Origin of the sequence: Larkinella sp. VNQ87 (assembly GCF_049445795.1) — a bacterium.
Classification (GTDB): domain Bacteria; phylum Bacteroidota; class Bacteroidia; order Cytophagales; family Spirosomataceae; genus Larkinella.
In genome coordinates this window covers 144,179-156,602 of record NZ_JBMSDT010000005.1, presented here as the reverse complement: position 1 = coordinate 156,602, position 12,424 = coordinate 144,179, and the positions used below count along the sequence as shown (strand labels likewise).

Annotated in this window: 11 protein-coding genes; 3 read left to right on the top strand and 8 right to left on the bottom strand. The window is 54.1% G+C overall.

Going from position 1 to position 12,424, the window contains the following annotated elements; translation table 11 throughout:
* The first annotated feature begins 103 nt into the window (after nucleotides 1-103).
* Nucleotides 104-628, top strand: a complete 525-nt coding sequence (locus ACO2Q8_RS10200) for a pyridoxamine 5'-phosphate oxidase family protein (RefSeq protein ID WP_423344698.1) — start codon at nucleotides 104-106, stop codon at nucleotides 626-628.
* Nucleotides 629-744: 116 nt separating this feature from the next.
* On the opposite strand, the gene ACO2Q8_RS10195 is transcribed toward ACO2Q8_RS10200, so the two are convergent.
* Nucleotides 745-2,544 carry an acyl-CoA dehydrogenase family protein gene (locus ACO2Q8_RS10195; RefSeq protein ID WP_423344906.1) on the bottom strand — a complete coding sequence of 600 codons (1,800 nt, stop codon included), beginning with the start codon at nucleotides 2,542-2,544 and terminating at the stop codon, nucleotides 745-747.
* A 390-nt stretch (nucleotides 2,545-2,934) separates the two neighbouring features.
* Between ACO2Q8_RS10195 and ACO2Q8_RS10190 the strand changes: the two genes are divergently transcribed.
* Nucleotides 2,935-4,902 (top strand): LysM peptidoglycan-binding domain-containing protein, encoded by a 1,968-nt coding sequence (locus tag ACO2Q8_RS10190; protein ID WP_423344697.1) that lies wholly within the window; start codon nucleotides 2,935-2,937, stop codon nucleotides 4,900-4,902.
* Nucleotides 4,903-4,936: 34 nt separating this feature from the next.
* Here the strand turns inward: ACO2Q8_RS10190 and ACO2Q8_RS10185 are convergent, their stop codons facing one another.
* From ACO2Q8_RS10185 to ACO2Q8_RS10155, 7 genes are all read right to left on the bottom strand, one after another.
* Nucleotides 4,937-6,112 (bottom strand): acetyl-CoA C-acyltransferase, encoded by a 1,176-nt coding sequence (locus ACO2Q8_RS10185; RefSeq protein ID WP_423344696.1) that lies wholly within the window; start codon nucleotides 6,110-6,112, stop codon nucleotides 4,937-4,939.
* 35 nt (nucleotides 6,113-6,147) lie between these two features.
* Nucleotides 6,148-6,324, bottom strand: a complete 177-nt coding sequence (locus ACO2Q8_RS10180; protein ID WP_423344905.1) for a type II toxin-antitoxin system RelE family toxin — start codon at nucleotides 6,322-6,324, stop codon at nucleotides 6,148-6,150.
* Between the two features lie 52 nt (nucleotides 6,325-6,376).
* Entirely contained in the window at nucleotides 6,377-6,598 is a 222-nt protein-coding gene (locus ACO2Q8_RS10175; RefSeq protein ID WP_423344695.1) for a hypothetical protein, read from the bottom strand.
* A gap of 286 nt (nucleotides 6,599-6,884) precedes the next feature.
* Nucleotides 6,885-7,271, bottom strand: coding sequence for a hypothetical protein (locus ACO2Q8_RS10170; RefSeq protein ID WP_423344694.1), 387 nt, complete (start codon nucleotides 7,269-7,271; stop codon nucleotides 6,885-6,887).
* A gap of 7 nt (nucleotides 7,272-7,278) precedes the next feature.
* Nucleotides 7,279-9,732 (bottom strand): 3-hydroxyacyl-CoA dehydrogenase/enoyl-CoA hydratase family protein, encoded by a 2,454-nt coding sequence (locus tag ACO2Q8_RS10165; RefSeq protein ID WP_423344693.1) that lies wholly within the window; start codon nucleotides 9,730-9,732, stop codon nucleotides 7,279-7,281.
* Between the two features lie 133 nt (nucleotides 9,733-9,865).
* Complete coding sequence (locus ACO2Q8_RS10160; protein WP_423344692.1) at nucleotides 9,866-10,342, bottom strand: MarR family winged helix-turn-helix transcriptional regulator; 477 nt, start codon at nucleotides 10,340-10,342, stop codon at nucleotides 9,866-9,868.
* A gap of 173 nt (nucleotides 10,343-10,515) precedes the next feature.
* Nucleotides 10,516-11,553: a YCF48-related protein gene (locus ACO2Q8_RS10155; protein WP_423344691.1), complete on the bottom strand. Its 1,038-nt coding sequence runs from the start codon at nucleotides 11,551-11,553 to the stop codon at nucleotides 10,516-10,518.
* Between the two features lie 175 nt (nucleotides 11,554-11,728).
* Here ACO2Q8_RS10155 and ACO2Q8_RS10150 point away from each other — a divergent pair, with 175 nt between their 5' ends.
* On the top strand, nucleotides 11,729-12,400 hold the full coding sequence (locus ACO2Q8_RS10150; RefSeq protein WP_423344690.1) for a hypothetical protein: 672 nt from the start codon (nucleotides 11,729-11,731) through the stop codon (nucleotides 12,398-12,400).
* The last annotated feature ends 24 nt before the right edge of the window (nucleotides 12,401-12,424 follow it).

Genomic DNA, 12,424 nt, shown 5'->3' with positions numbered 1-12,424 from the left:
ATTCAAAGTGTTCTTCTATGACCGTTACAACCGTTCCGGCGGCTTAGCAAACATAAAGCCCGCACGAGCCGTTCTACCGATTCACCCTGACTCAACGGAACTCATGCAAGATCCCCGACACGACGAAGACGGCCACATCCAGAATCTGGCCGGTACAGACGCACTCAGAAAGTTACAAGACCTGGCCGAAGGTATTTGTATGTTCACCACGTTTACCGAAAACCGCCCGGCTCCGAGCCGACCGATGGCCTTGCAGGGTGTGGATGACAACGGAACACTCTATTTTTTCAGCGCGGCTTCTTCCAACAAAAACAAAGAACTAACCGCCGACCCTGCCGTTCAGCTTTTTTTCAGCAAGGAAGGCCCCTCGGAATACCTCAGCCTGTACGGAACCGCTACCATCTCGCGCGACCGCGAAAAAATCGAAGAGTATTGGACGCCATTGGCAAAAACCTGGTTTCAGGGCGGCAAAGACGACCCGGATTTAACCGTCATCGCCGTACAACCCGAGACGTGTTACTACTGGGATACCAAAAATAACCGGATGGTTTCCTGGCTCAAAATTGCCGCTTCGCTCGTCACGGGCAAGACGATGGACGACGGCGTCGAAGGCAAGCTAGCCGTTTGAGGCCCCTACCCAACAGTAAAGCCGACCGCGAATCCGCAGTCGGCTTATACAGTTTTGGTTTTTAGTTTAGAAGTTAATCGGTTGGCCCGCCGGTTTTGTCGGCAGGCCGGTATTTCTTAGAAAATGTATTTGTTCTCCGCAATCATGGCGTCGGCGATGCGACGGCGGGCGTCTTTCAGGTTCATCGGCTCAATCTTCGTGAAGCGTTTCAGGCCCATCAGCATCACGCGCAGTTCGTCGCCTTCGGCAAAGGACGTGATGGCCGCCCGGCCCGCATTGTTCACTTTCTCGACGGCTTCGTGCAAGTACACCAGCGCCAGATCTTTCGGCAACGCCACGGCAGCTTCCCCTTGCTGACCGATCAGCTTTTCGACCCGCAGCAACACCGACTCGGCCACGTAGAGTTCAATCACCATATCGGCCAGGTTCATCAGGATTTCCTGCTCGTCGGAGAGCTTCATCATGAACTTCTGCACGGCGGCTCCGGCCACCATCAGAACCGCTTTCTTCAGGTTCCGCAGCACTTTTTTCTCGGCCGCAAACAGCACGTCTTCCTCGTCGGCGCTGAAATCCGGAATCGACAGAATTTCTTTCGAAACCGCCATCGCCGGTCCCATCAGGTCGAGTTCGCCCTTCATCGTCCGCTTCAGAATCATGTCGATCGTCAGCATCCGGTTGATCTCGTTCGTACCTTCAAAAATCCGGTTGATCCGGGCATCGCGGTAGGCGCGATCCATCGGCGCGTCGGCCGAATAACCCATGCCGCCGTACACTTGCACGCCTTCATCCACGACGTAATCGAGCATTTCCGAACCGTGCACCTTCATCATGGCGCACTCGATGGCAAATTGTTCCAAAGCCTTCAGTTTGGCGTCGGCATCACTTAGACCGCTGGCTTTCAGGCTTTCAATCAGGTCGTCGATGTTCTGTCCGGCACGGTAGCAGGCGGTTTCACAGGCATACGCTTTCACGGCCATTTCGGCGAGTTTGTGCTTAATGGCCCCGAAAGTAGCGAGCGATGTTCCAAACTGCTTGCGTTCGTTGGCATACCGAATGGCATTGTTAATGACGGCTTTCGCGCCACCGACGGCCGCCGTTCCGAGCTTGATCCGGCCAATGTTCAGAATGTTGACGGCAATTTTGAAGCCATTGCCCCGGGTCGACAGTAGGTTTTCAGTGGGCACCGGGCAGTCGTTGAAGAAAAGCTGCCGGGTGTCGGAGCCTTTAATGCCCATCTTGTGCTCCGGCTCGTTCATGGTAATGCCGCCGAAGTCTTTCTCAACAATGAACGCGCTGAGATTCTTGTCCTCGTCAATTTTAGCAAAAACAATGAGCACATCGGCAAAACCGCCGTTGGTGATCCACATTTTCTGCCCGTTGATGAGATAGTATTTACCGTCGTCCGACAGTTTAGCCTTCGTTTTCCCGGAGTTGGCATCCGAACCCGAATCCGGCTCCGTCAGGCAGTAAGCCGCTTTCCACTCGCCAGTTGCCAACTTGGGCAGATACTTGGCTTTTTGCTCGTCATTCCCATAATACACAATCGGCAGGGTTCCGATGCCGGTATGGGCCGAGAGCGCAACCGAAAAGGAATGTCCCGCGCCCGTCACTTCCGTGACCAGCATCGAGGTATTGAAATTCATGCCAAAACCGCCGAATTCCTCGGGCACCGACGTGCCGAGCAAACCGAGTTCACCGGCCTTATCCATCAGCGAGGCAATCAACTCCGGCGATTTGGCGTGGTCAATTTCATCCAGCCGGGGCCAGATTTCGCGCTCCAGAAACTCGCGGCAGGTGGCCGCAATCATTTGTTGTTCTTCCGTAAACTCCTCCGGGATGAACACCTGGGCGGCATCGGTTTCTTTGATCAGAAACTCGCCACCTTTCAGGGATGCTTTAGGTTCCGTGGCAATCATGACGTAGAGGTCGATAGGGTTGTACAGGGCGGTATACTCGGATACCGCCTGATGCAAAGATAAAGGAACTCAAAATAGTATGCAAGCATACTGAATTAAAATTATTCGGATGTATTCTAGTCTATTTTAAGTATACTATTCGGGGCTGGTCGGACATATATGGTTTCTGTACCTTTTCATGTTACCATCCATCGGTTGATTTTCAACCAAGTATAAATTTTATGGAAATTTTGGTTGTACATATATTATTTAAGTATATCTTTCGTCAATAATCGAGATGAGTACCACGTAGTTATGACCAGGAAAGAGAGAGTCAGTCAGCCTATTTTCCGAGCCTGTGAATGGTTACGGTTAATTCAATGGTTGCTTGGCTTTGCAATTTTTACAGGATTGTATGGCAGCAAAACCCAGGCGCAGGGCGTTCCCCGGATTGGCAATCAGTTGGAATTTGCCGGAGTTACTATTCACCTGACTGAAGCCACCCAGCACGCTGTGCAGCAGGAAGCAGAATTGTTATATGTCAACCGGTCGCAGGTGAACGCCCGACTGGAACGCCTGTCGTTGTATTCTCCGGTGATTCGCCCCCTGCTGGCGCAACACTCCCTCTCCGATGATTTCCTGTTTCTGGCTCTGCACGACCCCGCAACGGTTTCGGACGAACCGGCTCCCGAGTTCTGGGCGTTGGGGAAACAAAAACCGGCTGAGCTCCGAATCGACTCCCTCGTCGACGAACGGCGGCATCCGGTGCACTCTACCCTGGCCGTGGTAAACCGCCTGAAAAAACTCTACCAGCAACGACCAAACTGGGTCGCTGTGGTCAATCAGTATAGCAAGCTGCTCGTCGCGGAAACCGACCAGCCCGTGGCCGTCCCCGAATCAGGCGATAGCAAGACCTACAGCCTGACCGATCCGCGCGACAAATTCCTGATCCGGTTGCTGGCGGCCAAAATGGTACTGGAACGCGCCCTGTCGGTCTACCATCCGTCAAAACCGCTGGTATTGTTTCCCTTCGAAGAAACCAAGGGCAAAACCCTCCAGCAGTTGGCGAGTCAGTGTCACGTCAGCGAAGCCGCGCTGGCTCACCAGAATCCCTGGCTCATCAGATCGCAAGTGCCCGACAACGACGATTACACGGTTTATGTGCCCGTCACGTCCGAGCAATACGCCGAGCTTAAGCGACAAACCAGCCAGAACGCGCCGACTCAGGCGGTTTTGCAGGATAGCGGTTTTCCGGTTTTGCAAAAAAGCGCTGTATCAAGCGACCGAAGGGGTGTTTTCTACCAAATCAACGGCCGGAAAGGGATTCAGGCCCAATTGTTCGACAACCGGATTACGCTGGCCTACCAGGGAAAACTAAGCCTCCGGAAGTTCGAACGGTACAACGACCTGCGCGGTGATCAGTCGATTGTGGCCGGTGAGATTTATTACCTCCGAAAAAAAAGCAAGCGCGCCAAAGTCCCTTTTCACATTGTCCGGCGGGGGCAGTCGCTTTGGGCCATTGCTCAGCAGTATGGCATTAAACTAGAAAAATTAATCACCTACAACGATCTGAATCCGGAGCAGCAGCCCGCCGTTTCCCGGATTTTATGGTTGCAGCGGAAACGGCCGTCCAACCTGCCGGTGGAATATTACCGAGCCCCCAAATCGCCGGATGGCCCGCTCCCGAAACCCACCCCTGTGCTGGCCCAAACCCAGACTGATTCGGTCAACCGGAAAACCACTCCCCCAAGAGCTGAACCGCCGGCAGTTAAACCGGACCGGCTGGCGGAAAAACCGACCCCGGCCGTGCCCACCAGCCGTACCCTGGCGACGCTCGACAGCATGATTGCGGCACTTAACAAACCCGAGTTGCCCATTCGGTCGGGAGCTGCCAAGATGATTCAGCCCGTTGCGGTGGCCCAACCGCCGAAAACTACCCCCGATAAAGGGGAGGGCGAGCCGGAAGAAGTCAGTGGTCCGCTGATTTTGCACACAATTGAGAAAACGGATACGTATGCAACGGTGGCCCGAAAATATAACGTAACCATTCAGCAAGTCTATCTCTGGAACAATCTGTCAGCCCAAAAACCGCTCAAACCGGGTCAGGCGCTCCTGATCGATCAATCGGCCTCACCCGCCCGCGCCGGTCTGGTGCCGCTGGCGGCTTCGCCAAAACCGGTCGATCCATCCATTGCAAAACCAGCGGCTTCTGGAAACCCCGCGCCCACCGACGAACTCATTCACCTGGTGCAGCCCGGCGAAAACATGTACCGGATCGGACTGCGGTATAAAGTCAAACCGGAACAGGTCCAAAAATGGAACAACCTGCCGAATCTGACCGTCGTCGTCGGAATGCGGCTGGTTATTCGGAAAAAATAAAGGGGGCTTCTGCCCCCTCTTTAAGTCAGTCGGTTTAGAGTCGTTCAAACACGCCAGCGACGCCCTGCCCGCCCCCGACGCAGGCCGACACCATGCCGTATTTCTGGTTCCGGCGCTCCATTTCGTTCATCAGTTGAACCGACAAGCGGGCACCGGTCGACCCCAGCGCGTGACCCAGGGCGATGGCGCCCCCGTTCGGGTTAATTTTGTTCCGGTCGAGGCCGAGTTCCTGAATAACCGCCAGCGATTGGGCTGCAAAGGCTTCGTTCAGTTCAATCTGGTCGATATCGTCCTGCTTCAAACCGGCTTTTTTGAGCGCCAACGGAATGGCATTGACCGGTCCGATGCCCATGATGCGCGGCTCCACCCCGGCGGCTGCGTACGACAGCATCCGGGCTTTCGGTTTCAGACCCAGTTCGTTCACCAGCTTTTCGGACATGACAATCACAAACGCGGCTCCGTCGGAAGTCTGCGAGGAGTTTCCAGCCGTGACCGAACCACCAGCGGCAAAAACCGGCTTGAGTTTGTTCAGCGCGTCAAAACTCGTATCGGCTCGCGGTCCTTCGTCTTTCGTCACCTGCCATTCACGGGTTTTCTTCTTGCCCGACTCGGCGTCGAAATAGGTTTCTTTTACCGAGATCGGTACAATCTCGCCGTCGAATTTCCCGGCTGCCTGGGCCGCCAGCGCCTTCTGGTGCGATTCGTAGGCAAACTCGTCCTGGGCTTCCCGGCTGATCTTGAACTGCTCGGCGACCTGCTCGGCGGTCAGGCCCATGCCGATGTAATAATCCGGGTGTTTCTGCGCGATTTCGAAGTTCAGGGCGGTTTTCCAGCCCATCACCGGTACCAGCGACATCGACTCGGTGCCTCCGGCAATGATGCAATCGGCCAAACCGGCGTGGATTTTGGCCGAGGCAATGGCGATGGCTTCCAGGCCTGAGCCGCAATACCGGTTGATGGTCATGCCCGGCACACTTTGGGGCAACGACAGCAGCGCCACATACCGGGCGATCTGCATGCCCTGTTCGGCTTCCGGCACGGCGTTCCCGACGATCAGATCGTCCACCCGGGCCGGATCGAAATTTGGGACCTGCGCCAGCAAGTGTTTGATGACTTCAGCCGCCAGGTCGTCCGGGCGGGTCAGTCGGAGTCCGCCCCGGGGCGCTTTGCCCACGGCGGTCCGATAGCCAGCTACGATGTATGCGTCCATTTTTTATTGAGATTAAAGAGATTAGACAAGAGAGATTAATCATAAATTTCCCGGCGATGCCCCACATCAATAATCAATACGACCAATATTCCATCATTGATTTCGTACACCACTCGGTAATCTCCAACCCGGATGCGGTAGCCCTTTCGGCCTTTTAGTTTTTTACAACCAAATGGGCGGGGATTATCGGCCAAAGCTTTTATTGCTTCAATCAGCCGGATATAAATTTCATCCGGTAATTTCTCAAGAGCTTTACTAGCGCGATTACTGATTTACAGTTGATACACGGCTTTTAGCTCTTTTTTGTTCAATCTCCTTTAACGCATCTTCAAACGGCCGAAAGGCCAGTTTTTCTGCTTTAGTCTTATCGTACATCCGAACAGTATGCGCTTCGTCCAATTCATCCATTAACTTTTCATAATCTTTAATGGATAAAATAACCCCTGTTTTATTGCCTTTTTCGTCGGTGATGAATTGCGTTTTCATGATATGTTTATTGATTAGCGCTCCAGTCAGACTGATCGGTTGCAGGCCCAAAAGGATCGTCATAACGAAGCGGTTTGCCCCGAAGTGGAAACCGGTTTTCGTTCGCGAGTGTGGTCTCCGACTCATCCTCTAAAATGATTACTTCTACCTTTTTGCCTTTGAAAAAAGGCAGATTTTTCAAAAGCAACTCATGATTTTGAGTCAATTCGATCCGAATCCGCATGGTGTTCATTTTCCAAACTGTGTTTCTTGATTGAAAATACTTTCAAACTGACACTTACGATGTTTATCCTACAGGATTCGACATCAACCCCAGAATTCGTGTCACTTCGCAAACCCCAACTTTTGTTAAACCTTCCATAAAGTAGCCTCTTGTTCCAACTTTGATGCGGTGTTGATGAACCGTTCGCCGTAACGCTGGATTAACAATCCACATAAGTGCTCTTCCATATGGCTCAATTGGCTCGAACTCTTCAGCAAATAGAACACCATTTTTATCCAAGAACTCCGGCCAAATCATGAAAGCTTCTTTTGAGAAATCTTCATACAGAAAATCCCATCGAATACCCTGAAAAGCCGGAGTCCGACGTCCTCCTTCGTCGGCCGTGAATAAGCGATAGGTCACTTCAAAATCAGGCGGATGGCCAGCCCGCTCTTCATAAGGCTTGTGCATAAACCCACTAATTCCTCGGTGGCTTGCCCCCCTGCAACAGCCCCTGCATCCGTTCCAGCGTTTTCTTCTCCCCGGTGAGCGACAGGAAGGCTTCGCGTTCCAGATCGATCAGGTATTGCTCCGAGACGGTTTGGGGCGTACTCAGGTCACCCCCACAAATGACGTAGGCCAGCTTTTCGGCGATTTTCTGGTCGTGGTCCGAAATGTAACGGCCCATCCGCATGGCCGTGATCCCGGCTTTGAACAGGGCGATCCCGGTTTTCCCCTGCACCTTGATATCCTTGCGCGGTTTGGGCTGGGTGTAGCCATTTTCAGCCAGTTCGATGGCGGCTTGCTTGGCTTCGGCGATCAGGCGGCTGCGGTTCAGCACGATCTGGGCCGAGGGCAGCAAATAGTTCATGTCGCGGGCTTCCTGGGCCGAAGTCGAGACTTTAGCCGTGGCGATGTTCATAAAAACGGTTTGCAGGATGTTCAGTTCCGGGTCGCCGGTTTGGTACAGATCGCTGGCGCGCGCGGCCATTTCCTTCGTGCCGCCCCCCGCCGGAATGACGCCAACACCGACTTCGACCAGACCCATGTACAGCTCCGAATGCGCCACCACCTTGTCGCAGTGCAGGTTCAGTTCACAACCGCCACCCAGCGCCAGCGAATGCGGAGCGCCCACCACCGGAATCGACGAATACCGCGCCCGCATCATCGTTTGCTGAAACTGCGCAATCATCAGGTTAATTTCGTCAAACTCCTGCTCGATGGCAAACATGAACAGCGTCGCCAGGTTGGCCCCCGCCGAGAACGCTTCGGCCGATTCGTTGCCGATCACCAGACCGCGAAAATCTTTTTCGGCCAGACTGATCGCCTTGTTAATGCCTTCAATCACCTCGGCCCCCATCGTGTTCATCTTGCTTCGGAACTCCAGGTTCAGAATGCCGTCGCCCAGGTCGTAAACTACCGAACCGGCGTTTTTCCAGACCACGTTGTTGGAAAAATTCTCCAGCAAAATAAACTGCTCGGTGCCCGGAATGCCCTGGTAGCTTTTCGTCGGAATGTCGTAGTACTTCCGCACACCGCCTTCCACTTTATAAAAACTTTCAAAACCGGCTTCCAGCATTTCGTACACCCAAGGAGCCGGTTTCGCGCCCTGTGACTCAATCAATTCAACACCTTTCCGAAGACCGATGGCATCCCAGGTTTCGAACAGGCCCAGTTGCCAGCCAAAACCGGCCGTAATAGCGGCATCGATGCGGTACAGTTCGTCGGCGACTTCCGGAATCCGGTAGCTGGCGTAGCGGAACTGGTCGGCAAAGGTTCGGCGGTAAAACTCCCCGGCCTGATCCTGTCCGGCAAGTAGGACCGAAAACCGCTTTTTCAGGTTATCGATGCTCTTGGTGCCTTCCAGCGTGGCAAATTTGACTTTCTGCGACGGCTTGTACTCAAACGTTTTCAGATCGAGCGCCAGAATGACCGACTGCCCTTTTTCGTCCTTGATTTTTTTGTAGAAACCCTGCCCGGTTTTGTCGCCCAGCCACTTGTTTTCCATCAGTTTCTGCATCACCGACGGCAACTGAAACGCGTCTTTCGACTCGTCGTTGGTCAGGACTTTCAGCAAATTCGTCGCGACGTTGACCGTCGTATCCAGCCCAACGACGTCCGACAGCCGGAACGTCCCGGATTTCGGGCGGCCCACCACTGGCCCGGTCAGCTTATCGACTTCCTCGACCGTCAGGCCCATGGCCTCGGCCACGCGAATGGTCTGGATCATGGCGTAAATGCCCAGCCGGTTGGCAATAAACGCCGGGGTGTCCTTGCACAAAACCGTCGTTTTACCCAAATACAAATCGCCGTATTTCATCAAAAAATCGATAATCGCGGGGTCGGTATCCGGGCCGGGAATGACTTCGAGCAGCCGCAGGTAGCGGGGCGGGTTGAAAAAGTGCGTTCCGCAGAAGTTCCGTCGGAAATCCTCGCTCCGGCCTTCGGTCAACAGGTGCATCGGAATGCCCGAGGTATTCGACGTAATCAGCGTACCCGGTTTGCGGTATTGCTCCACGCGCTCGTACAGCGACCGTTTGATGTCGAGCCTCTCCACCACCACTTCAATCACCCAGTCGTAGTGACCAATGTCCTTGAGGTTGTCATCGAAATTACCCAGCGTAATCCGTTCGGCGAATTTCGGGCTGTACAGAGCCGCCGGACTGGCTTTCAGCAGGTTCTGAAAAGCGTCGGTGACAATGCGGTTCCGAACAGCCGGTTTTTCGAGCGTCAGGCCTTTGGCTTCTTCGGCGGGTGTCAGTGCGTTCGGCACGATGTCCAGCAGCAATACCTCCACGCCAATGTTGGCGAAGTGGGCGGCAATGCGCGAGCCCATAATGCCGGAGCCCAATACGGCCACCCGGCGAATGCGACGGTTTTGGGTCGTTGGGCGTTGCCCACCCGATTGCGGTTTTACAAGGGTTGCTTCCATATAAATAAAGTCTTAAGCTGTCTCGAATCGTCTTGAACTCGGATTACGCGGATTCAACGATTAACAGGATGGCTACCGCAATCTTTTAGATCCCTGTTAATCGTTGAATCCGCGTAATCCGAGTTCAAGACTGTTAATCCGTGTAATCCGGGTTCAGAACGATGTTGTTAGCCTTGGTTTTGGTATTTTCGTCTTCGACGAGCCGGGTGATTTCTTTCATCACGTCGAAGAAAATCACCAGTTTGTCGAGCGGAATGTTTTCCCGAATCAGGTTATTAAACTGAATAACGCCCTCCCGGGCAATTTCGCGTTTTTCTTTTCCGGCATCGGTCAGTAGAATCCGGACAAACCGCTTGTCGTTCTCATCGACCACCCGCCGAATCCAGCCGCGCTCTTCCAGGCTTTTCAGCATCCGGACGAGGCTGCGCGGTTCCATGCCCAGCAACGGACCGATTTTGGTCGCGGGCGTGCCCTGCTCCAGATCGATGTTCAACAACACATAGCCGATCGCCATCGTCATGTCGTAGCGGGCCGCGTAGGTGTTATACATCCGCGAAATCGCGTGCCAGCCAAGTTTGATGTGGTAATCGACAGTCTTTTCCTTCTTCATCGCCGTAAATTCCTGTTCAAAGGTCAAGGAATGTAAAGCTACAATTTTTGCCTGGTATTATGCAAGCATACTATTAAAGAATTAGTAAAAAAAATAGGAGAAAAGAAGGATTGGATAAAGCAAAAACCGAAAACCGGCACGTTCGGCCTGTACTCCGTGAGGGCTGTTTATGGCTACTTAACGTCCTGAATGGTAGCAATCGTACCCTTCGCGCCTACGGCCCAGCATTGTCCACTCGCACAGGCAATGGAATGAAAGGCCGAATCGTCGATTTTGGTCCAGGTTTTGCCAAAATCGTCGGTGTAGCAGGTTCCGGATGGGCCCACAGCGATGAGCCGTTTGCTCGTCAATCTTCCGACGGCTTCTTTCAAACCAGGTGGGTTGGTGGGCGTTCCGGCGGTCCAGGTGCGGCCCCCGTCGGAGGTGACGGCCACGTTCGGCCAATCGGCTTTCTCGTTTTTGTAATCGCCCCCGACGGCCAGGCCGTTCTCGCCCCGGTCGTCGAACCAGAGCCCAAAAATTCCGGCGGTCGGTCCGGCCGGAATGGGACTGTCGGTCACCTGCCAGGCAGCCCCGAGCGACGGCATCGAAAAAATGCGGCCCTTGCCCGCTCCGCCCGACACGATCCAGGCGCGTTGGTAATTGTTCATCCGCCATTGGTAGCCCCGCGTGATTAGGCTGGTTCCGCTGGCGGCAAAAGCCGCTTCACCCGGTTGTAGGGGTGGCAGGAGTTCCGGATCAAGCCGTTTCCAGACTTTGCCCCCGTTGGTCGTCGTCAGAATAAACCATTTGCCGTACACCGGGTCGCTAAACGCCATGCCTTCCCAGCGGTTCCAGAAATCGATCCCATCCAGAAACACCCCGGCCTGGCTGGTCTGGTAGATCAGTTTCCAGCTTTTACCGCCGTCGTTGGTGCGATACATCCGGGCCTGGCCTTTTTCGGCGGGTCCGGCGGCCATCAGAATGGCTTCTTTGGCGCTAAATGCCTGCACATCCCGGAAGTCGCAGGTTTCGGCACCCGGCACGGTTCCAGCCCGCCAGGTCTTGCCGCCGTCTGTCGTCCGCACGAACGTACCTTTGCTGCCGCCCACCCAGACAACCTTCCGACTGACGGCACTGACGGCCCGGAAGTTCGCATCCGTTCCGCTGGTTTGGGGTTGCCATTGTGCAAAAAGACAGGTCGGGAACAGCAGCAGCCAGAGTAGTTTCATACGGCAAAAGAGCGGTTTTATCGTGGTAAAATAACAGTACAGGACGGTTTAGGAAACCAGCGCGATCCGGGCGGTTTATCTTTGTCTACGGCTTTTCGTGAACGGTAAACTAATTCGCATCCGTTTCGCGTATGTTTGTTTTCTTTACCGCTAAATGCAACTAATACACATACTTATGAAAAAGATTTTTGCCCTTATCCTGACCCTCGGCTGGAGCGCATGGACATACGCCCAAACGCCGGACAACACGGTTTCTGCCAAAATTAACGGGAAAGAATGGCAGGCCAAGGCCCAACGGTTAAATCTTCCGTTTACGGGCGTGAAGTACCTGGCCATTGCCGGGATGAACGTCAGCCCGGATGTCCAGACCTGGATTCGGTTTGTGTACGTCGATGAACTGAAACCGGGCACCTATCCGGTCATCGCGGAGAATGACCGGGAGATGGAACGGAAGTACAAAGAGTCGAACGGCAACGTGATCTGGGCGCTGGTCGATTATACGGAAGAATCCAAAGGCCTGGGCCACGCGTTCCGCGACGGCGAATCGTGGAAAGGGACCGTGACGATTACGAGCGTGACGGAGAACAGCATCGAAGGTACGTTTGAAGCCACCCTGAAAGAAGCCTTGTACAAAAAACGGGCGCTGGCGACGATCTCCGGTTTTGGTTTACGGCAGAACCTCGAAGACAAAGCCATCACGGCGGCCGGGGGCGGTATGCTGACCAAATCGGGGCCGCACGACCACGACAACACCAAGCGCACCGAAGGAAAAGAAGAAATCACGATCACCGAGGGTAAATTTAAAGTGAGCTGGGGCAGCAAGGATACGGCCAAGAAAGGCAAGTAAACTCCCATCCATCCCAAAGGCGCC

Bases quoted from the DNA above. Each gene is read 5' to 3' on its own strand.
- ACO2Q8_RS10200 (WP_423344698.1), top strand. From the start codon at position 104: ATGCAAGATCCCCGACACGACGAAGACGGCCACATCCAGAATCTGGCC.
- ACO2Q8_RS10195 (WP_423344906.1), bottom strand. From the start codon at position 2,544: ATGATTGCCACGGAACCTAAAGCATCCCTGAAAGGTGGCGAGTTTCTG.
- ACO2Q8_RS10185 (WP_423344696.1), bottom strand. From the start codon at position 6,112: ATGGACGCATACATCGTAGCTGGCTATCGGACCGCCGTGGGCAAAGCG.
- ACO2Q8_RS10175 (WP_423344695.1), bottom strand. From the start codon at position 6,598: ATGAAAACGCAATTCATCACCGACGAAAAAGGCAATAAAACAGGGGTT.
- ACO2Q8_RS10170 (WP_423344694.1), bottom strand. From the start codon at position 7,271: ATGCACAAGCCTTATGAAGAGCGGGCTGGCCATCCGCCTGATTTTGAA.
- ACO2Q8_RS10165 (WP_423344693.1), bottom strand. From the start codon at position 9,732: ATGGAAGCAACCCTTGTAAAACCGCAATCGGGTGGGCAACGCCCAACG.
- ACO2Q8_RS10160 (WP_423344692.1), bottom strand. From the start codon at position 10,342: ATGAAGAAGGAAAAGACTGTCGATTACCACATCAAACTTGGCTGGCAC.
- ACO2Q8_RS10155 (WP_423344691.1), bottom strand. From the start codon at position 11,553: ATGAAACTACTCTGGCTGCTGCTGTTCCCGACCTGTCTTTTTGCACAA.
- ACO2Q8_RS10150 (WP_423344690.1), top strand. From the start codon at position 11,729: ATGAAAAAGATTTTTGCCCTTATCCTGACCCTCGGCTGGAGCGCATGG.